We start from the raw sequence: 19,819 nt of genomic DNA on the forward strand, positions 1-19,819 counted from the left end.
AACACGCCGCCCGTTGGGAGTAATCTCCCTCCATCGACTGACCACCCGACCGTAGCGAAGGCGGTGTTCGTTGCTGAGTCTGTCGCGCCGGGTGGGAGCCGCCACACTGGCTGGCCTGATGTCGCTCGCCACCCCGGCCGCCGCGGCCTCGGCCTCGCCGCCGCTCACCGAGCCGGTGATCACCACCGATGACACGGTTCGTGCCGATCAGTGGCAGCTCCAGGCGCTCGACCTGGCCGGCGCCTGGGCGTACGCGGACGGCACCGGCGTGACGGTCGCGGTGATCGACTCCGGCGTCGACGGGAGCCACCCCGACCTCGCGGGTCAGGTGCTGCCCGGTCTCGACCTGGTCGACACGAAAGCGGAGAGCGTCACCGACCCGGTCGGTCACGGCACCACGGTCGCGGCGTTCATCGCCGGCCGCAACGACGACGACGACGGCGTGGTCGGCATCGCGCCGAAAGCCAAGATCCTCCCGATCCGCGTCCTCGACGAGGAGAACCGTTACGACGACGCGCTGATCGTGGCGAAGGGCGTGCGCTGGGCGGTCGACCACGGTGCCAAGGTGCTGAACCTGTCGCTCGGCGGCAGCGGCTCCAGCGCCACCCTGGCCGCCGCGCTCGACTACGCGTTCGCCAAGGACGTCGTGGTGATCGCCTGCACCGGCAACGCCAGCGCGTCATCCACTTCGGACAACAACAACGGCGTGTGGTACCCGGCTCGCGAGCCCGGCGTCGTGGCGGTCGCCGGCATGGAGCGCGACGGCACGACCCTGTGGTCGGGTGCCATCACCGGCAAGGAAACGGTGCTGACCGCGCCGGCCACCCAGCTGGTCGGCGCCCGCGGCCCGGACGATTACTGGCGGGTGCAGGGCACCAGCTTCGCCGCGCCGATGGTGTCCGGTGTCGCTGCCCTGATCCGTTCCCGCTGGCCGGACATGCCGGCCGGCGAGGTGATCAACCGGTTGATAAAGACCGCTGACGACCGCGGCGAGCCCGGCCGGGACGGCCAGTTCGGGTACGGCCTGGTCAATCCGACCGCCGCGCTCACCGCTGACGTCTCGTTCGTGACCGACAACCCGCTCGACACCACGCCGCCGCCCGGTGTTGCCCGGTTCGGCAGCGCACCCGTCCCCGGCCAGGCACAGTCCGCGCCGGAGGAGAGCAACCCGCCGTGGGTCGTCACCCAGGCCCCCACGACGAACTCGGGTGGCTGGGCCGCGCCGGCTCAGCCTGTCGACGACGGCAGCGGCCGGGCCCGGTGGATCGCGATCGCGCTTTTCCTGATCTCCGCGCTGGTGGCGGCGTTCACCGTCCGCCGGTTCGCCGGCAGCGCCGGCTGATCAAGCGCCGGACAACCGGCGGCTCGGGGCTGACTCAGACGCCGATTTCCCGGCGGGTCGGGCTGACTCAGACGCCGATTACCGGCGGCTCGGGTCGGCTCAGCCGCCGTTTACCGGCGGCTCGGGCTGGCGACTGGCTCAGGCGCACTCGCCGGTCTGCACGCCCTTCGTGCGGGTCTTGCCCGCCTCGGCGACCCCCGCCGCCTCGTCCGCGGTGAGGGCGAAACCGACGTTCTTGTCGTCGGCCGCGGCCGCGAAGATGACGCCGAGGACTCCGCCGCTCGGGTCGATCAGCGGGCCGCCCGAGTTACCGCTGCGGACCAGCGACTTGATCGTGTAGATCTCGCGGGTCACGTCACCCGAGTCGTAGATGTCCGGCCCGGTGATCCGGCTGACGTCCCGGACCCGTGCGGACTGAGCGTTGTACGGCCCGTCCTGCGGATAACCCAGCACGATCGCGCTGGCCCCGCTGGCGGCCTCCTTGCTGACGAATTTCATCACCGGCGCTTCAAGGCCTGGAACATGCAGCACGGCGAGGTCGCGTTTCGGGTCGTAGACCACGACGGTGCCCTCCAGCTGGCCGCGTGAGGTCTCCACCACGACCTCCTTGGTGCCGGCCACCACGTGCGCGTTTGTCATCACTCGCTCGTCGTCGTAGACGAACCCGGTGCCCTCGATCCGCCGGGAGCAGCTCGGCGCGGCGCCCAGCACCTTGAGCACCGACTTCTTCGACTCCTGCACGATCTTGGAGTTCTTCAGTTTCGGGTCCGGCTCGGCGACCTCTTTCGCCTGAGTACGCGCGAGACCGCCGAAGACGTCCGGGAAACCACTGGTGTCCAACGTGTCGCGCAGCGCCGACGAGAGAGCCTGCGCCTGCTCCGGCATGAGGCCGTTGATGCCGCCCAGGATCGCGCTGCTGCGGAATTCCCGGTTGATCGCCGGGAAGGGTGTCGATCCGAGCGGAACGGCCACCAGCCACGCGGCGAGCAGCAGCGCCACGACCGACACGACAGCCCCGCCCGCGTCGTCGATGTGCTGCAACGGCCTGCTGAAGATGCCCCGCCGCAGGTTGGTGCCGAGCCAACCGGCCAGGGTCTGACCGAGGACCGCGAAGGTGAGGATGACGGCCAGCGCCACGACCAGCCGCACCGTCCCGTCGGCGAACTGTTTCGCGATCAGCGGTCCGAGTTGGAGCCCGATCAGCACACCGCTGAAGAAGCCGCCCAGGGAGAACGCACCGATGACAAAGCCCTGCCGGTAACCGCTGACCGCGAACAGCAGCATCAGCACGACCAGAATCACATCGACCACGGGCACTCACTCAGCGTAGAAGGAGGAGGCCACGTCACGGCACCACCTCGTCGGGAGCACCACCACGAGCCGCCGGAACGGGCGCCGAGGCGTCGGGTAACTCGACCACACGATCCTGTGCCCAGGGCTGTGACCACCCGGCCATGTCGAGCAACGACGAGATCACCCCTGCCGTGAATCCCCAGACGAGCAGCCCCCGGACCTGGAAGGCAGGTCCGATCCAGCCGCTCGGATGACGCACCCGGATACGGTTCGCCGGGTCCGCGAGTTCACTGATCGGCAGACGTGCGACATGTGCGACCTCGGTGGCCTGCAGCGGATGCACCGGGTGCGGCGCCCGCCACCAGGCCAGAACCGGGGTCACGACGAAACTGCTGACCGGAATCCACAGGTCCGGCAGCAAGGCCAGCACCTCGGCGCTGCGGCGGTCGAGGCCGACCTCCTCGGAGGCCTCGCGCAGCGCGGTGTCCGGCGCGTCGAGGTCTTCCGGATCGGTGGCGCCGCCCGGGAAAGCCGGCTGCCCGGCGTGGTTGCGCATGGTCGCGGCGCGTTGCAGCACCAGCAGATCGGGGCCGCCCGGTGTGCCGGCGGCCGGCTCGCTCTCGCCGAGCAGCACCAGGACCGCACTGGCCCGGCCGTTGCCGCCGGCCGGCTGGCGCAGCGTGGTGAAGTCCTCGGTCCGGCAGGTGGCGACCCTGGTCAGCAGCGGCTCGAACCAGGACGGCAGGTCGTCCGGCCGGCCGAGCAACTGGCCCTGGCTCATCGGGTCACCGTCACGCCGGTGTGTTCCCCGACCAGTTTGATCAGCTCGTCGACGTCCAGGGCGTCGCGGTGGACGTAGATCGCGCCGTCGGCGTCGACGAAGACCGTGGCCGGCAACGCGGTGGCTTTGACCGCGATGGCGAATTTCTGATCAGGGTCGTAAAGGGTCGGCAAGCTCACGTCCTTGTCGGTCGCGAAAGAGGCGGACGCCTCACGCGGGTCGCGGCTGGCGACGCCGAGAACGGTGAGTTCTCCCTCGGTCCGGTCGGCCAGGCCCTGCATGATCGGCAGCTCCTCGCGGCACGGCGCGCACCAGGAGGCCCACACGTTGATCACCGCGGGGCCGCGCAGGCCGCTCATGGCGACCGGCTGCCCGCCGGTGAAGCACGGCAGCGACAGATCGGGTAGCTCGGTCTCGCTGCTGGAAACTGCGAAGTCACAGGCCGCGAACGGCGAGGGGGTCTCCGGTTCACTCGTCTCCACAGCCGCCGTACAGGCGGTGAGAAGACCCAGCGCCACGACTGCAGGCAGCGCCCGTGCGAACCGGATCACGGTTCCTCCGGGGCCAGGACCGCGGCGGCCGGCACGAGGTCGGGGTCGACCCCGACGGCTTCGGCGAGATCGCGGGCCCGGGGACCCTTCAGCAGTTTCGCAGCGGCGGCGGCCTCGGTCGGACCTGTCCCGTACGACGGGCAGACGCTCGCCAGCGTGCAGGCGCCGCAGGCCGGCTTGCGCGCGTGGCAGACCCGCCGCCCGTGGAAGATCACCCGGTGCGACAGCATGGTCCAGTCGCGTTTCTCGATGAGCTCGGCGACCAGGAACTCGATTTTCACCGGATCGTCCTCGGCGACCCAGCCGAATCGGTTGGTCAACCGGCGGAAGTGGGTGTCGACAGTGATGCCGGGCACCTCGAAAGCGTTGCCGAGGATCACGTTGGCGGTCTTGCGTCCGATGCCGGGCAGCGCGACCAGCTGATCGAGCTTGCGGGGCAGCTCGCCGTCGTATTTCTCGACAAGCATCTGACCGAGCTTGATCAGCGAGTCGGTTTTCGCCCGGAAGAAACCGGTCGGCCGCAGCAACGTCTCCATCTCGGCCCGGTCGGCGCCCGCGTAATCAGCGGCCGACCGGTAGAGCTTGAAGAGCGTCGGGGTCACCTGGTTGACCCGCACGTCGGTGGTCTGCGCCGAGAGGATCGTCGCGACGGCCAGCTCGAGCGGGGTGGTGAAGTCCAGCTCACAGTGCGCGTCGGGGTGGGTCTCGGCGAGGACCCGGGCCATCTTGCGGGCCCGGCGCTTGCGCCCGAGCAAGGTCTCACCCGCGTAGCGCGATGCGGAGACGGGTGCAGTCACCGGTAAAGAGTACGCCGAGCATGCGACATCGTCGGTCACGCCGAGGGCTTGATCGTCCCGTCGTCACCGATCGACGCCGCGGTGTCGTCGAAGTCAGAGGCGGAGAGATCGTTCACGAGCTCGCGGCCGCGTTCGTTCTTGGCGTCCCGGGTCGGCACCCCGGTGGTGTTCAGGTAGGTCGACAGGAACTTGCCGCCGGCGTACTCGCCCTCCTTGGTGAGCGAGACGTGCAGGATCCCCGCGTACTTCAGCACCCCGTTGCTGGAGAGCGTCTTGCCGCCACCGGCGAAGTTGCCGAGGCTGTACGCGATCAGCTTGCCCTTGTAGAACTCCATGCCCCGCAGAACGTGCGGGCCGTGCCCGACGACCAGGTCAGCGCCCGCGTCGATCACGGCGTGGCTGAACTTGATCGGGTCACCGCGGTTCTCGCCGAAGAAGAGCTCGTTACCCGGTTTCACGTGCTGCTTGTCGGAGCCCTCGGCGCCCATGTGCACCTGAATCACGACCAGGTCGGCCTCGGACTTGGCCTTCTCCACAATCGTCGAAGCAGCGTCGAGGTCGTTCAGGTTGTTCGCTCCCGCGTACGGAGAAAAGCCGATGACCGCGACCTTGACGCCCTTGATCTCCACGACGGTGATCTGGTCTTCCGCGCCGGTGTGCTTGAGCCCGGCGCTCTCCAGAGCCTCGACCGTGTTCTGATAACCGGCCGTGCCGTAGTCCTTGGAGTGGTTGTTCGCCGTGTTCAGCAGCTGGAATCCGGCTTCCACCAGGTGGTTGGCGTATTTCGGCGGCGAGCGGAAGGCGAAGCAGTTGGCCCGCGCCGGCGACCCGCACTTGGACGTGCCGGTGTCACCGGTCAGAGGCTGTTCCAGGTTGCCCATCACCAGATCGGAGGCGAGGCCCTTCTTCACCGAGTCGAAGAAGCCGTCGCCGTCGTTGGCGGGAAGTTTGTTCGGCGCGCTGCCCATGATGATGTCGCCAGTGGCGGAGAGGCTGATCGACTCGACCGCTGCGGACTCTTCGACGGGCTTGCCTGTTGCGGCAGCCGCAGGAGAACCGGACGCTGGAGCCTGCCACGATGCGGTGGGCGAATTGTCCCGCTTTGCCAGCGCGACACCGCCGAAAGCGAGGCCGGCGAGGACAGCCAGGACAATCGTGACAGTTAGGGCAGGGTGTCCGAAACGTGCCTGACGGTGGGACCGGGGGTGCGAATTCATCGACCGGGACGATACCGTCAGCTGGCAAGCGGGATCGACCGACGAATGGCCTGTCCTGATATGCCCGGACCGCTGATTTGTCACCGGCGGTAATGGCAAATCTGGTTACCGTCCAGTATCTGGATCAAGGGGTGGCCGCCCGTTTCCCGCCCGCGTGCGCCTAGACTGATCGAGCGCAGACGTTGCGCGTTTTCGGAGGTGCGGCGATGGATGAGGTACTGGCTCGCAGCGGGATCTTCCAGGGCGTTGACCCGGAAGCCGCAGAGGCGCTCGCCAAGGAGATGGACACGATCGAAGTCCGCAAGGGCGACGTGGTCTTCAACGAGGGCGAGGCCGGCGACAGCCTGTATATCGTTCTGTCCGGGAAGATCAAGCTAGGACGGCGGGCCGCGGACGGCCGGCAGAACCTGGTGTCGATCATGGGTCCGTCGGACATGCTCGGCGAGCTTTCCCTCTTCGACCCCGGTCCGCGGACGGCGACCGCCACCGCGGTGACGGACAGTCGTCTGGCCCGGTTGAAGAAGTCGTCGTTGCGGCCCTGGCTGAACAACCGGCCCGAGATCGCCGAGCAGTTGCTCCGGGTGCTGGCTCGTCGCCTGCGCCGGACCAACGACGCGCTCGCCGACCTGATCTTCACGGACGTTCCGGGGCGGGTGGCGAAAAACCTGCTCCAGATGGCCGGCCGGTTCGGCACCCGGGACGGCGGCGTTCTGCGGGTGACCCACGACCTCACCCAGGAGGAGCTGGCCCAGCTGGTCGGCGCGTCCCGGGAAACGGTCAACAAGGCTCTCGCCGACTTCGCGTCCCGCGCCTGGCTGCGGCTCGACGGCAAGAGCGTGATCATCCTGGACCCGGAGCGGCTCGCGCGGCGCGCCCGCGTCTGACCCGCCTCCCGATCGGGGCTGTCCTGGCGGGCAGCCCCTCCGCCGTGCCCCTGTCACCGTGTCGCACCCGCCAGGCCACTCGTTACGGAGGTGGCCGAGAGGCACCGGCGTGACAGGGAAGGGCGCGGCTTTGAACGCAGGTAGGGGCGGAGCGGGCATCGGGGTGTCTGCATGACCGTGCTCGACACCACGCTGAACCCGCGTGACCCCGCCTTCCTGGAGGGTCGCAGCACCACGCTGCAACTCCTCGCCGACCTCGAGGACGCGCTCGACGAGGCGCGTGCGGGCGGCGGCGAGAAGTGGGTGACCCGGCACCACGCCCGGGGGAAATTGCTCCCCCGGGAGCGCATCGAGATGCTGCTCGACCAGGACAGCCCGTTCCTTGAGCTGGCCCCGTCGGCAGCCTGGGGATCCGAGTACCCGGTCGGCGCCAGTGTGGTGACCGGCATCGGCGTGATCGAGGGCATCGAGTGCGTCGTCATCGCGAACGACCCGACCGTGGACGGCGGTGCGGTCAACCCGTACACCGCCGCGAAGATCCGCCGGGCCGCGCGGATCGCCTCGGTGAACCGGCTTCCGCTGGTCAACCTGGTCGAATCGGCAGGTACCGGTAATCCGGACGGCGGTATCGCCCGCGAGTTGAGCCGGCTCACCCCGGACCGGGTGCCGACCATCTGCGTGACATTTGGGCTGACCACCGGTGACGCTGCGTACCTGCCGGCGCTCTCCGATTACACGATCATGGTCCGTGGGCACGCCAAGGTCCTGACGATCCACCCGCAGCCGGTACGCAGCGCGGCCAACGGCGTCGAGGTACGCGCCACCCCGGTGGTGCCCGCCGGCCCGGCCGGACCCGCTGACCAGCTCGCCGAGGACGAACGGGACGGCCTGCGGCTCGCCCGGCAGTGCGTGCGGCGGCTCAACTGGCGCAAGCAGGGGCCGGCTCCGCGTACCCGGCAGCCGCTGCCACCCCGGCATGACCCGGACGATCTGCTCACCGTGGCCGCCAGCGATCCGGCCAAGTTCGAGCCACGCGAGGTGCTGGCCCGGATCCTCGACGACAGCGACTTCGACGAGTTCAAGCCCGGCCAGGCGGTCACCCTGCTGACCGGCTGGGGCGAACTGCACGGGTACCCGGTCGGCGTGGTCGCCACCCCGGCGACACCGTGCTCGGCCGCCGAGGCACAGAAGGCCGTGCACTTCCTGCACCTGGCGAACGCGACCGCCACACCGTTGCTCTTCCTGCGGCACACCGGCGCACCCGGCAGCGACGAGACGGAGACACCGGACACCCGGCACGACGCCCCGCTGGTGCACGCCGCGTCCCGGTCGACAGTGCCGCACCTGGTGCTCACCGCCGGGCCGGTCACCGAACACTCGCCGGACCGGGTCGGCGAGCCCCGCTTCACGTTCAGCTGGCCCGCGAAAGAGCGCACCTGCGCCGACGACGGCGTCATCGACCCCCGCGATACGCGTACGGTCCTCGGCCTTTGTCTCTCCGCGGTGCACAGCGCCACGGTGGAGGGTGCCGGCCAGATCGGCGTTTTCCGACCTTAAGCGGATTTTTCGAAGCTTGACCGGCCTTTTTCGACTTGAAGGGTAGTGCAGTGATTCGACGACTTCTGGTGGCCGACCGAGGAGAGGTCGCCCGCCGGGTGTTCGCCACCTGCCGGCTGGTCGGCATCGAGACGGTCGCCGTCTACTCCGACATCGACTCCTCGGCGCCGCACGTCGACGAGGCCGACTACGCGGTCCACCTGCCGGGGAGCACTCCGGCCAGTACTTATCTCCGTACCGAAGCGCTTCTCGCGGCCGCACAGCGGTCCGGTGCGAACGCCGTGCACCCGGGCGTCGGCATGCTCGCCGAGGACCCGGACTTCGCGGCTGCCGTCGTCGACGCCGGGATGATCTGGGTCGGGCCGACCCCGGCGACGCTGCGTGCTCTGAGCGTGAAGCCGGAGATGAAGCAGATGGTCGCTGAGGCCCGGGTTCCGGTGCTGCCGACCTTCACTGATCCGGAGTCGGTGCCCGGGTTTCCGGTACTGATCAAGCCGGCCACCGGCTCCGGCGGCATCGGGATGCGTGTGGTCCGGGACGCCTCCACGCTCGCCGAGGCGGTCGCCTCCACCCGTCGCGAGGTCGGCGGCGACGTCTACTGCGAGCCGTACGTCACCAACGTCCGCCACATCGAGGTGCCGATCCTCGCCGACGCGCAGGGCTCGGTGGTCCCGTTCGGTGAGCGCGAGTGCTCGGTCCAGCGCCGATACCAGAAGATCATCGAGGAGACCCCGTCGCCGGCGGTCGACGCCGCTCTGCGCGAGGACCTCTGCCGGGCCGCGATCGTGGTGGTCCGCGCCCTCGGTTATGTGGGCGCCGGCGCCGTCGAGTTCCTGCTCGACGAGGACGGCAAGTTCTGGTTCCTCGAACTCACCCCGACGCTGCAGGCCGACCACGCGGTCACCGAGTGCGTCTCCGGTTACGACCTGGTCCGCCTGCAACTGCTGGTGGCCGAGGGCGGCAGCCTGCCGATGCCCGGCCCGCCGCCAATCCGCGGGCACGCCATCGAAGTGCGCATCTGCGCCGAGGATCCGGCGTACGCCTGGTTGCCCGCCGCCGGCACTCTGCACCGGTTCGCCGTACCGGACATCGCCGGCACGTTCCGCCCGCTCGCCCAACCCGGCCTGCGCCTGGACGCCGGAGTCGCCGACGGCTCCACGATCGGCATGCACCACGACCCGATGCTGGCGAAACTGATCGCCTGGGCACCGAGCCGCCAGGAAGCCGCCCGGATGCTCGCGTCCGCGCTGGCCCGAGCCCAGATCCACGGCGTCGTGTCGAACCGCGACCTGCTGGTCCGCGCCCTGCGCCACCACTCGTTCCGCGCCGGCGACCTGGACACCGGCTTCCTCGACCGGCACCCCGAGGTCTTCGCACCCCTGCTCTCCTCGGTCGACGCGGTCCGCCTGTCCTGCCTGGCCGCGGCCCTGGCCGGAGCCGCGGCCCGCCGTGCAACCGCCCCGGTGCTGAACTCCCTGCCCTCAGGCTGGCGCAACGTCCCCTCCGGCTCACAGACCGCGGTCTACGACGGCCCGACCGGCCCGGTGGAGGTCGGTTACCGGATGAACCGGCACGGCGCGCTGGCCGGCTGGTGGGTCCGCGCGGTAGACCCGGAGGAGCTGGACCTGGCCGGTCTCGGTCAAGCCCCGGTAGCCGACGAACACCCACCCATCGTGATCGTCCAGGCCTCCGCGGACCGGGTGGTGCTCAACGTCCAGGGCATCCGCCTGGCCGTCCTGGTCAATCGCGTAGGCGACGTGTCATATGTGGACAGCCCCGAGGGCTCGGTAACCCTCCGCGAGATCTCCCGCTTCCCGCTCCCGGCCCCGGAGGCCACCGAGAGCTCCCTGATCGCCCCCCTCCCCGGCGCCGTCCGCCGGATCCTGGTGGTGCCCGGCCAACGCGTCCGAGCAGGCGAATTGCTGCTCACACTGGAAGCGATGAAGCTGGAACACCCGGTACACGCACCGTCCGCGGGAGTGGTCGCTTCCCTGCCGGTCCACCCAGGCTCCGAAGTAGACATGGGTGAACTACTAGCGGTCCTGGACCCCGAATAAAACCCCTCAAATGGTACGCGTCTCGTGGCTGGACAAACGCAGCCGACAACCCCCGTGCTTACACCGCGACGCCCGTGCCCACTCCCGGCCGCAGCGCGCCTCTCGCGCCACTGCATGGCCCAATCGGCCCGGCCGGAACGCCCACACCCTGTCCAAATTCGGTCAGCCCCACCGAGAGGCGGGCAGCCACCCCCGGCACCCAGTCACGGTGGGCGAGCGGTCCCGCAGCGCGAGAGTGATCGCGGTCAAGGGGCGGGGCCGGGAAGGACAGAAGCCGCCCAAGATCCCCAAAGAGGCGGAAGTTTTCACGGCCGGCGCTCGAGTCGTAGCCGCTCGCCAACCTGCGCAAAGGGCCCAGCCTGCCGATCTTGTTGACTCACACCACGCCGTCATCGCGGTACTCAACAAGATCGACGAACGGACGAACGGACGAACGGACGAACGAAGGAACGAAGGAACGAACGGACGGGCGAACGGACGGGCGAACGGACGGGCGAACGGACGGGCGAACGGACGGACGGGCGAACGGACGGGCGGATGGACGGGCGGACGGGCGGGCGTGCTGCCGACCACTGACCGCCGAGCGCCGAGCGCCGGTTTTTCCGGGTGGGTTGTGCTGGCTTTTCTCGATCTTGTTGAGTTTCCCGAGCACGCTGCCACTCAAGTCAACAAGATCGACGAGGGCTGTCCGATCTTGTGGAAAGCCCCGCAAACGGTTCGGGGAAGTCCACAAGATCTGTGAGGGAAACAGCGGGCGCGACCACGTGCGGCTGACGATCGCCAGCTGGCCCCCGATCGCCAGCTGGACCCCGATCGTGATGCACCCATGTCCATCGCGATCAACCCGCTGCCGAAACTGGCCACAAACCCCAGCCGACGCACGCAGAGCAACCATCCACTCACCGCAACCGATTCACGCAGCGTGCGCACCCACCCCTGGCACGCCAAGCGCAACCACCCACCAAGCGAGAGCATCACCACGTACGCCAACCCACCCCTGACACACCAAGCGCAACCACCCACCACGCACGCCAACCCACCCCTGGACCGGCCATGCAGTGGCGCGAGAGGCGCGCTGCGGCCTGGGGTGGGCACGGGCGTCGCGGTGTAGGCCCGGTCATCATCTGGTGCTTTTGGCCAGCCCCGAAACGCGTACCAAAGAAGGTTTTAGCTGAACCACCGGCTGAAGAAACCCTTGCGGCTGTTCTGATGCACGGTCGGGGTGTCGTCCTCGCGGGTCGGGGTGCTCGGGACGATCGGGCGGGGGCGTGGCGGGACGAAATTCTGGGTAGAGCGGTAAACCGTCGGCGGCGGGCCGGGGATGTTGGGGTCCAGTTGCAGGTTGTTCAGCAGGTCGCGGAGTTGTTCGGTGGTGGGGCGCGCGGCGGGATCGTTCGACATGCCGTAGCGCAGGACCTCGGTCAAAGCCCGCGGTACGCCCGGAATGTCCGGCAACGGCTGGGTGAACAGGTCCATCAGGGTGATCAGACTCGGACTGCGGTCGGTGGCCCAGCGGGGTGGGCGGCCGTTCATCACCGCGTAGAGAGTGGCGCAGAGCGCATAAACGTCGGCAGCGCCGGACGGGCTCTCGTGGCGGAACATCTCCGGGGGCGCGTACGCCGGCGTCAGCACCTCCAGCGTGACCGACGAATCGCGCATCTCGCCCAGGACGGCGAGGCCGAAGTCGGCCAGGACGGCGGCGTTGAACTGGGAGTACAGGATGTTCGCCGGCTTCACGTCGCGGTGCAGGACGCCGTTGGCGTGCGAGTGCACCAGCGCGTCGGCGATCTTGATGCCGACGTCGCGGGCCTCGGCCGGGGTCAGCGGGGAGACGCGCATGCGGTCGAGGTAGGAGCCGTCGCAGAGTTCCATGATCAGGTACGGGTGCTGGTCGACCGTGACGCCGACGTCGAAGAGGTCGACGACGTGCGGGTGGGACGACATGCGGCCGGCGGCCCGAGCCTCGCGCAGGAATCGGGCCTGGTCGCGGGCGTTGTCGAGGGTGCGGTTCTCCATTTTGATCGCTACTTCGCGACCGACCGAGTCCTGGGTGGCTCGGTAAACAGTTGCATAACCCCCGCGCGCCATGACCGACAATCCGGACATGCCCGGAACGTATGGTACGGGCAGGGCACCAGGCGGAGTCTCCGTCACGGAATAGAAAATACGCCAGGCCGAGGGAAGATCATCCCGGCACGTCAGACGCGTAGGCGACAGTTTCCGGTTCGATACCCGCGAGGGCCATCGTGTCGCGCAGTTCCTCGGCTGCGGAACGCTCGCTGACCTGCTCAGTCGAGTACGCCAGACGCACCGCTTCGTCGGCCGAGGCGCGTGCCTCGTCGAAGCGTTCGGCCGCCGCCAGAACCCTGGCGCGGACCATCGCGGCAAGCACGCTGCTGCGGACGTCCTCGGCCGGAACCTCACGGGCCCGCTCGATCCAGGTCATCGCGGACTCCACCCGGCCCTCGGCGAGCAGGGCTGACGCGTACGCCGCAAGCGCGTGCCGCCGCGAGAACAGCAGCGACGGCGTCGACGTGTCACTCGCGATCGGCGCCAACAGCCCGATCGCGGTACGCGCGTCCCCAGCCCGGGTACGCGCCTCGGCAAGCAGCACCCGAGGACCCACCTGCGCCGGGGCGAGCGGATTGTGCGGCTCGACCGCGATCATGACCCGCTGCGCGTCGGCCTCAGCGGTGGCCAGGTCACCACGCTGGAGCGCGACGAACCCGTGCAGCGTCCCGGCCATCCCGAGCAGCAGCGGGTGCCCGGTGCGATCGGCGTAACCGAGTGCGTCGGTGAGCAGATCGCTGGCGTGGTCCAGCTCGCCCAGCCCGCGGGCGATCGCACCCCGGACCACCAGGGCAAGACCGCGCCCCCAGTCGTCGGATACCTCGTTGAACTCCCGGTACGCCCGCCTGGCCTGCCCGTCGGCCGCACCCAGGTCGCCCAGCTCGGCCGCCGCGTACGCCTCAACGACGCGCAACGTGCCAACCGCCCAGCCCTCACCGACCCGGTCACCGAACGGCAGGAAGATCCGGGCCAGCCGGCGCGCTTCCTGGAGCCGGCCGGCCAGCAGCCGGGCGAACGCCGTGGTGCCGCGCAACCAGGCCCGCCCGACCTGGTCGCCCAGCTCGGCGAAGAGCCGTGCGGCCCGGCCCAGGACCGCGTCGGTGCCGGCGAAGTCACCTCGGGTAGTGGTCACCCAGGCCAGATTTTGCAGCGCCCAGGCCTGACCGTGCCGATCACCGGCCGCGAGCGTGACCTGGTACGCCGCTGCGAACCGGCTGCTCGCCTGGCTCAGCTTGCCGGCCAGGAAGTCGGCCATGCCGAGGCGGCGCATCGCGTTGGCCCGCTCCGGCAGCAGCTGCGCCTCGGTCGCCACTTCGAGCGCTTCCTGCCAGGCCGCCACGGCCTTGCCGGTGTCGCCGAGAGCCTCGTGCGCACGGCCGACCAGGATCATGCCCTCGGCCCGGCACAGCGGCTCCTCGGCCGAAGCCTCGGTGATGCTCACGCCGGCGGTCAGGGCTTCCTCGGCCCGGCCCAGACGCAACAGCGCCCGGGCGTGCACCAGTTGGTCGGCCAGCGGCAGACCGTCGTCCCGGGACAGTGCGCTGGCGCGTTCGGCGTACTCCAGGGCGGCGGCCGGCTCGATGTTGGCCAGTGACCGGCGGGCCATCCGGCCGAGCGCGGCGACACCGAGCGGCGCCACCTCGCGGGCCACCGCGTCCGGGCGCAGCCGCACGGCGTCGGCCAGCTCGACCGCGCACTCGGCGTGGCTCGCGATGAACGCGTCCCGATCATTTCCGGCCAGGTTCAGCCGGACCGCGCCGTCGTGGCCGGGCCGGCTCACCGCTTCCGGCGCCGCCCAGGTCGCCAGGTACGCGTGCCGCTCAGCAAGGTCGGCCTTGCCGATCCCGGCGTACGCCGCCTCGCGCATCAGCGGGGTGGTGAACCGGTAACCGCCGCGCGACCGGTGCAGCATGCGGCGCTGGAGCAGCTCGTCGATGGTGCGTTCCAGTTCGACAGTGGAGACCGCGCCGGGCCGGGACTCGGCCGCGCGGCGTTCCTGCAACGCTTCCAGCACCCCGCTCGGCACTGTCGCGCCGGCCACCGAGGCGTCCCGCAGGACCGCCCGTGGCTCCGCCGAGAGCGCGTCGATGCGGGCGGCGAGCACGGCCGCGAGGTCGCGGGAGAGCAGTTTGCTGTCCAGCGATCCGGCGGCGAGCTGCCATCGGCCGGCCGCGTTGGCGCCGACGGCCGGGATGAGCGCACCCCGTTCCATCAGCAGGGTCACCATCTCGGCCAGGTAGAACGGGTTGCCCTGCGCGGTGGCGAGCAGCCGGTCGTTGTCGGCCTGCGGCAGCTTGCCGCCGTTGAGGTACGACGTGAGCAGCCGGGACGCGTCGGCGCCACGCAGCGGCGGCAGGGTGTGCACCTCGGCGTCGGCGATCCGGGTCATCACCCCGGCGGTGCGTACCAGCTCGGGGCGGCCGAGCAGCAGGACCACGACCGGGCCTTCGAGCTGGGACAGGGTGCTGCCGAGCGCGTCGACAGTGGTGGCGGTGGCGTCGTGCAGGTCGTCGACGATCACCATGAGCGGGGCTTCGGCGGCGAGCGCGTTGAGCACCCCGGCCACCGCGATCGAGATGGCCTCGGCGTCGACCCGTTTCGCGCTGGGCGGCCAGTCGGCTGGCGCGATCGGGCCGCCCGGGTTGGCCGGTGCTTCGCCGTAACCCAGCAGGACGAGCAGCCGGTCGGTGTCGAACTGGGCGCCGAGCCGGTTCGCCAGTTTGCGCAGGCGTTCCTCGACGACCGTGCGGCCGACCGTGGCGGTGACGTCCTTGGGCAGGCCGGCGGCCTTGCGGACCAGGTCGGCAAGGGGTGCGAAACGGCGGCGCTCGCCGAACGCGCGGCAGCGTACCCGCAGCACCCGGGCGCCGTGTCCCGAGTACGCGCCGCTGCCCACGTCGTATCCGGCGGCGAGCCGTTTCACCTCGCCGGCGAACCGGGACTTGCCGATGCCGGCCTCGGCGGTCATCACGATGATCCGCGAGGTGCTGGAGTCGATCGCCTCGGCGAGCCGGCCGGAGACCCGGCCCAGCTCGGTTTCCCGACCCACGAACGGCGCCTCGTCGCCGAGACCCGACCGGGTGCCCGGCGCATCGTGCAGGCCGAGCAGCTCATAGGCGGGAACCGGCTCGCGCTTTCCCTTGAGCCGCAGCGGGCGCAGCTGACGCCAGGACGCCACGTGCCGGGTGCCGCCGCTGGTCCGCTCGCCGGCGTAGACCGCGCCGACCGCGGCGGCGTCGGCCAGCCGGGCCGCCGTGTTCACCGTGTCGCCGATGACCGTGTATTCGATGCGGGCCTGCATGCCCGCGACCACCTCGCCGGTGTTGAGGCCGACGCGCAGGCCGAGCGGCGCGCCACCGCCACGCTCGTCGTCGAGCACCCGGCGGACCGCGCGCTGCATGCTCAGGGCGGCCCGGACGGCACGCTCGGCGTCGTCCTCGTGCGCCACCGGCGCGCCGAACACCGCCATGATCCCGTCGCCGGTGAGCTTGTCCACGTGCCCACCGAAGGTTTTCACCGCGCCGGCCAGGGCAGCGAGCACCCGGTCGGTGACCGCGCCGACCCGTTCCGGGTCGAGGTCTTCCGACCATGAGGTGAAGTCGGAGAGGTCGCCGAAGAGCACTGTCACGATGCGGCGCTCGGCAGCCGGCAGCGAGGCCGCGTCGGGCAGCGCGACATCAGGCAGGGCCGCACCGCAGTGGTGGCAGAAGCGGGCGCCGGGCACGGCGACGGTTCCGCAGACGGGGCAGGTCACAGCCGATCCAACCGGTCAGTACCGGTGCCGGATTCCCGCAAACCCTTGCCGGATTCCCGCAACAGGTGATCGATCTGCGCAGCAGCTGACCATTCCGCCGCAAAGCGGACAGCCGGGTCGATGTCCGGGTAGACCAGGTCGACCACCGCGGCCGGCGTCTCGGCTCCGGCCGCCATCGCGGCCGCCACCTGCGCCAGCCGCTCCCGCCGATGATCAAGATAGAAATTGGCGCGCTCGGCGGTATCGCTGCGGGCCGGTCCGTGGCCCGGCAGCATCAGGACATTCGGGTACGCACAAAGCAGCGCGAGACTCGACAGATAGGAACTCAGGTCGCCGTCGGGCCGGGCCACCACCGTGGTCCCGCGGCCCAGGATCGTGTCACCGGTGAAGACCACGCGATCGTCCCCGCACTCGACGAGAAAGCACACTGAATCACTCGTGTGCCCCGGAGTGTCCAGGACCGTTATTTCAAGACCGTTCCCACCGAGGTGCTCACGTGGGTCCAACGGCTCACCGTGCCGGCAGTGCGCCGGGTCGACGGCGAGTACCGGGGTGCCGCCGAGGATCCCGGAGAGACGCTCGGCGCCTTCCACATGATCGTGATGACCGTGCGTGATGAGAATGAATTGGAATGGGCCGTGCTCGGCGATCCGCCGCAGGTGACCCTCGTCCAACGGTCCGGGATCGATCACGGTCGCGTAATCCGAGCCTGGCGCGCGCAGGATCCAGGTGTTGGTGCCGTCCAGCGTCATCGGTCCCGGGTTGGGCGCTCGCAACAGCGTCACCCAACCCGGTAGCCGGTCGACCTGCGCCGACTCGGGCTCAGCACCCCCCATGACCCGAATCGTACGTCGGACGAGGGGCGGTAGCCGAGACACGATGTCCGTTCCCGTCACCTTCGGTCACCAAAAGGGGCCGAATCACCGCAAGATCACGCTACTTCGGCGATGACTTCCACCTCGACGGGCGCGTTCAGCGGCAGTTCGGCCACCCCGACGGCACTGCGCGCGTGCCGGCCCTGCTCGCCGAAAACCTCGCCGAAGAGGTTGGAGGCACCGTTGATCACGAGCGGCTGACCGGTGAAGCCCGGCGCGGACGCCACGAACCCGGTCAGCTTGACGATCTTCACGACCCGGCCGAGGCCGACGAGCGACTCGATCGCGGCGAGCGCGTTGAGACCGCAGATCTTCGCCAGCTCGGCGGCTTGCTCCGGGCTGACCTCGGCGCCGACCTTGCCGGCGTACGGCAGCTTGCCCTCGACAAGCGGAAGCTGGCCGGAGACGTAGACGTAGTTGCCGGACTGCACGGCCGGGACGTAGGACGCCAGCGGCGGCACCACGGTCGGCAGGGTCAGCCCGAGTTCGGCGAGCTTGGCGTACGCGTCGACGCCACCCTCACCGGCGACGGGGGCCGGGGCGGTCATGCTCGAGCCCCCTTTGGCATGCTCTCCTGGCCTTCGCCTGCGGCGTCGCTGCTCAGCGCGGCCGGGTGCCGCTCGGTGCAGTCGCTCATCCCTTCGGCCGCTTCAGGTAGGCCACCAGGTTGTCGGGGTTGGGGCCGGGCACGACCTGGACAAGCTCCCAGCCGTCCTCTCCCCAGTTGTCGAGGATCTGCTTGGTCGCGTGTACCAGCAGGGGCACGGTCACGTACTCCCACTTCTGCATGACTTGGCCTCTCCCTATAAGTCGGATACCGGCACAGCTTAGGGCCCGGGGATCATCCCGAGTGGCTAGCCTGTACTGGCACGACGCACGTAGAGCGACATTGCATTCACGAAGGGTGACCATGACCCAGAACGCCGACAGCGGGCTGCCGGTCGCCGGAGGCCCGCCACCGCCGGTGGGGGCGCATCGAGCCGAGCCGGACGCCACGGGAGAGCCGCCAGGCTTTCCTCAGCTCGACGCGACCGCTGAGCATCCGGTCTACGTGCCGGCGCCCGACGCGACCGAGGTGATACCGCACACGCTCGCGCAGAACTCCTGGCATGCCCAGCATGAGAAGCCCGGTGAATGGCAGCACTCGCCGCCGGAACACCTCTCCTTCCTGCACTCCCCCGCGCAGCCGGAGCCGATCTGGGCGGCGGGTCAGTCGGCCGGCCGGTCCTCGGGCCGGCGCTCGACCGTCTTCCTGTCCCTGGCCTTCGTGGCCACGCTGGTGCTCTGCGGCGGCGGGGCGGTCTCGGCGTACTTCCTGTTCCGGGACGCCGACAATCCCGGCTCGCCGGACCCGGCAACCGCGGTGAACCGGTTCCTGACCGCCGTCTACACGCAGCAGGACGCGACGGTCGCCGAGAACCTGGTGTGCCGCAAATCCCGCGACGACCAGAAACTCGCCGAGCGGGTGGACCAGATCGGCGCGTACGCCGAGAACTACGCCGGCGCCGTCTTCCGGTGGGACGACCCGGCCGTCTCCACCACCAGCGACGAGGAGGCCCAGGTCGCGGTCCGGGTCATGCTGTCGACCGAGGACGAGCGGACAGCCGCGCAGGACCTGGAGTTCACCGTCGTCCGCAAGGCCGGCTGGCTGGTCTGCGAAGTCTCCGGTTAGTCGTACCTTTAGAACATGGGCGAACACCGCAACTGGCCGGAGCGACTGCACGTGGTGACCGGCAAGGGTGGCACCGGGAAAACCAGTGTGGCCGCTGCCCTGGCTCTCGGCCTGGCCGCCGGCGGCAGGCGCACCCTGCTCGTCGAGGTGGAGGGCCGGCAGGGCATCGCGCAGCTGTTCGGCCTGGCTCCCTTGCCTTACACGGAGAAGCGGATCGCCACCACGACCGGTGGCGGCGAGGTCCGCGCGCTGGCGGTCGACCCCGAGGAAGCCCTCCTCGAATACCTGGACATGTTCTACAAGCTCGGCGCGGCCGGTCGTGCCCTGCGCAAGGTCGGCGCCATCGACTTCGCCACCACGATCGCCCCCGGCCTGCGTGACGTGCTGCTCACCGGCAAGGTGAAAGAGGCAACCACCCGGACCGAGAACGGCCGCCGGGTCTACGACGCGGTGATCCTGGACGCGCCGCCGACCGGCCGGGTCGGCCGGTTCCTGAACGTCACGGCGGAGACCGCCCGGCTCGCCAAGATGGGACCGATCAAGACGCAGAGCGACGGTGTCGCGTCGCTGCTGCGCTCACCGATGACCGCGGTGCATGTGGTGACGCTCCTCGAGGAGATGCCGGTGCAGGAGAGCCTGGACGCGATCACCGACCTCACAGCGCTGAACATCCCGGTCGGCCGGATCATCGTGAACGGCGCCCGGCCGGCGCTGCTGACCGGAGGCAAGGTGACCAAGGCGGAGGTCAAGCGAGGTCTGACCGCGGCCGGCCTGCCTGCCTCGGCGGCGACGGTGAGTCAACTCACCGTCCAGGCTCAGGCTCATCTGACGCGGCGGGAGCTGGAGGAGTCGCTGCGCATCGAGCTGGCCGAGCTGAACCGCCCGATGGTGGAGCTGCCGCTGCTGCCCGACGGGGTGAACATGAGCGGCCTGCAAGATCTCGCCGGCCGCCTTCTGAGAGCGTGAAGT

Annotated in this window: 17 protein-coding genes; 7 read left to right on the plus strand and 10 right to left on the minus strand. The window is 69.9% G+C overall.

Annotated elements, in window-relative coordinates:
• Window positions 1–118 precede the first annotated feature (118 nt).
• Window positions 119–1,342 carry a type VII secretion-associated serine protease mycosin gene (gene mycP, locus ACQP2E_RS37095; protein ID WP_433827602.1) on the plus strand — a complete coding sequence of 408 codons (1,224 nt, stop codon included), beginning with the start codon at window positions 119–121 and terminating at the stop codon, window positions 1,340–1,342.
• A 138-nt stretch (window positions 1,343–1,480) separates the two neighbouring features.
• Here mycP and ACQP2E_RS37100 read toward each other — a convergent pair whose 3' ends face one another.
• The 5 genes from ACQP2E_RS37100 to ACQP2E_RS37120 form a co-directional block, all read right to left on the minus strand.
• Window positions 1,481–2,659 carry a MarP family serine protease gene (locus ACQP2E_RS37100; protein ID WP_433827603.1) on the minus strand — a complete coding sequence of 393 codons (1,179 nt, stop codon included), beginning with the start codon at window positions 2,657–2,659 and terminating at the stop codon, window positions 1,481–1,483.
• Between the two features lie 28 nt (window positions 2,660–2,687).
• Window positions 2,688–3,416, minus strand: a complete 729-nt coding sequence (locus ACQP2E_RS37105) for an NUDIX hydrolase (protein ID WP_433827604.1) — start codon at window positions 3,414–3,416, stop codon at window positions 2,688–2,690.
• Entirely contained in the window at window positions 3,413–3,967 is a 555-nt protein-coding gene (locus ACQP2E_RS37110; protein WP_433827605.1) for a TlpA family protein disulfide reductase, read from the minus strand. The genes ACQP2E_RS37105 and ACQP2E_RS37110 overlap by 4 nt, the downstream gene beginning before the upstream one ends.
• Window positions 3,964–4,692: an endonuclease III gene (nth, locus tag ACQP2E_RS37115; RefSeq protein WP_433834236.1), complete on the minus strand. Its 729-nt coding sequence runs from the start codon at window positions 4,690–4,692 to the stop codon at window positions 3,964–3,966. The genes ACQP2E_RS37110 and nth overlap by 4 nt, the downstream gene beginning before the upstream one ends.
• A 107-nt stretch (window positions 4,693–4,799) precedes the next feature.
• On the minus strand, window positions 4,800–5,981 hold the full coding sequence (locus ACQP2E_RS37120) for a CapA family protein (protein WP_433827606.1): 1,182 nt from the start codon (window positions 5,979–5,981) through the stop codon (window positions 4,800–4,802).
• 206 nt (window positions 5,982–6,187) lie between these two features.
• On the opposite strand from ACQP2E_RS37120, the gene ACQP2E_RS37125 reads away from it, so the two are divergent.
• From ACQP2E_RS37125 to ACQP2E_RS37140, 4 genes are all read left to right on the plus strand, one after another.
• Entirely contained in the window at window positions 6,188–6,865 is a 678-nt protein-coding gene (locus ACQP2E_RS37125; RefSeq protein WP_014447921.1) for a Crp/Fnr family transcriptional regulator, read from the plus strand.
• A gap of 171 nt (window positions 6,866–7,036) precedes the next feature.
• Entirely contained in the window at window positions 7,037–8,422 is a 1,386-nt protein-coding gene (locus ACQP2E_RS37130; RefSeq protein WP_433827607.1) for a carboxyl transferase domain-containing protein, read from the plus strand.
• A 50-nt stretch (window positions 8,423–8,472) separates the two neighbouring features.
• A complete protein-coding gene (locus tag ACQP2E_RS37135; RefSeq protein ID WP_433827608.1) occupies window positions 8,473–10,479 on the plus strand; it encodes a biotin carboxylase N-terminal domain-containing protein in 2,007 nt (668 codons plus the stop codon).
• 235 nt (window positions 10,480–10,714) lie between these two features.
• Window positions 10,715–11,221: a hypothetical protein gene (locus ACQP2E_RS37140; RefSeq protein WP_433827609.1), complete on the plus strand. Its 507-nt coding sequence runs from the start codon at window positions 10,715–10,717 to the stop codon at window positions 11,219–11,221.
• A 425-nt stretch (window positions 11,222–11,646) separates the two neighbouring features.
• On the opposite strand, the gene ACQP2E_RS37145 is transcribed toward ACQP2E_RS37140, so the two are convergent.
• From ACQP2E_RS37145 to ACQP2E_RS37165, 5 genes are all read right to left on the minus strand, one after another.
• A complete protein-coding gene (locus tag ACQP2E_RS37145) occupies window positions 11,647–12,633 on the minus strand; it encodes a serine/threonine-protein kinase (protein ID WP_433827610.1) in 987 nt (328 codons plus the stop codon).
• A gap of 31 nt (window positions 12,634–12,664) precedes the next feature.
• Window positions 12,665–16,303, minus strand: a complete 3,639-nt coding sequence (locus ACQP2E_RS37150) for an adenylate/guanylate cyclase domain-containing protein (protein WP_433827611.1) — start codon at window positions 16,301–16,303, stop codon at window positions 12,665–12,667.
• Entirely contained in the window at window positions 16,300–17,139 is an 840-nt protein-coding gene (locus ACQP2E_RS37155; protein WP_433827612.1) for an MBL fold metallo-hydrolase, read from the minus strand. The genes ACQP2E_RS37150 and ACQP2E_RS37155 overlap by 4 nt, the downstream gene beginning before the upstream one ends.
• A gap of 95 nt (window positions 17,140–17,234) precedes the next feature.
• Complete coding sequence (locus ACQP2E_RS37160) at window positions 17,235–17,726, minus strand: RidA family protein (RefSeq protein WP_433827613.1); 492 nt, start codon at window positions 17,724–17,726, stop codon at window positions 17,235–17,237.
• 85 nt (window positions 17,727–17,811) lie between these two features.
• The gene (locus ACQP2E_RS37165; RefSeq protein ID WP_433827614.1) at window positions 17,812–17,967 is read right to left on the minus strand and encodes a DUF4177 domain-containing protein; all 156 of its coding nucleotides are present in this window, start codon (window positions 17,965–17,967) and stop codon (window positions 17,812–17,814) included.
• A gap of 121 nt (window positions 17,968–18,088) precedes the next feature.
• Here ACQP2E_RS37165 and ACQP2E_RS37170 point away from each other — a divergent pair, with 121 nt between their 5' ends.
• Together ACQP2E_RS37170 and ACQP2E_RS37175 are read left to right on the plus strand one after the other, a co-directional pair.
• On the plus strand, window positions 18,089–18,850 hold the full coding sequence (locus tag ACQP2E_RS37170) for an Rv0361 family membrane protein (protein ID WP_433827615.1): 762 nt from the start codon (window positions 18,089–18,091) through the stop codon (window positions 18,848–18,850).
• A gap of 15 nt (window positions 18,851–18,865) precedes the next feature.
• The gene (locus tag ACQP2E_RS37175; RefSeq protein ID WP_433827616.1) at window positions 18,866–19,816 is read left to right on the plus strand and encodes an ArsA-related P-loop ATPase; all 951 of its coding nucleotides are present in this window, start codon (window positions 18,866–18,868) and stop codon (window positions 19,814–19,816) included.
• Window positions 19,817–19,819 lie beyond the last annotated feature (3 nt).

This window comes from Actinoplanes sp. CA-015351, assembly GCF_050955685.1.
In the GTDB taxonomy this organism is placed as follows: Bacteria; Actinomycetota; Actinomycetes; order Mycobacteriales; family Micromonosporaceae; genus Actinoplanes.

Coding starts and splice junctions, on each gene's coding strand:
- mycP (WP_433827602.1), top strand. CDS start 119: ATGTCGCTCGCCACCCCGGCCGCCGCGGCCTCGGCCTCGCCGCCGCTC.
- ACQP2E_RS37105 (WP_433827604.1), bottom strand. CDS start 3,416: ATGAGCCAGGGCCAGTTGCTCGGCCGGCCGGACGACCTGCCGTCCTGG.
- nth (WP_433834236.1), bottom strand. CDS start 4,692: ATGGCCCGGGTCCTCGCCGAGACCCACCCCGACGCGCACTGTGAGCTG.
- ACQP2E_RS37120 (WP_433827606.1), bottom strand. CDS start 5,981: ATGAATTCGCACCCCCGGTCCCACCGTCAGGCACGTTTCGGACACCCT.
- ACQP2E_RS37125 (WP_014447921.1), top strand. CDS start 6,188: ATGGATGAGGTACTGGCTCGCAGCGGGATCTTCCAGGGCGTTGACCCG.
- ACQP2E_RS37130 (WP_433827607.1), top strand. CDS start 7,037: ATGACCGTGCTCGACACCACGCTGAACCCGCGTGACCCCGCCTTCCTG.
- ACQP2E_RS37155 (WP_433827612.1), bottom strand. CDS start 17,139: ATGGGGGGTGCTGAGCCCGAGTCGGCGCAGGTCGACCGGCTACCGGGT.
- ACQP2E_RS37160 (WP_433827613.1), bottom strand. CDS start 17,726: ATGACCGCCCCGGCCCCCGTCGCCGGTGAGGGTGGCGTCGACGCGTAC.
- ACQP2E_RS37165 (WP_433827614.1), bottom strand. CDS start 17,967: ATGCAGAAGTGGGAGTACGTGACCGTGCCCCTGCTGGTACACGCGACC.
- ACQP2E_RS37170 (WP_433827615.1), top strand. CDS start 18,089: ATGACCCAGAACGCCGACAGCGGGCTGCCGGTCGCCGGAGGCCCGCCA.
- ACQP2E_RS37175 (WP_433827616.1), top strand. CDS start 18,866: ATGGGCGAACACCGCAACTGGCCGGAGCGACTGCACGTGGTGACCGGC.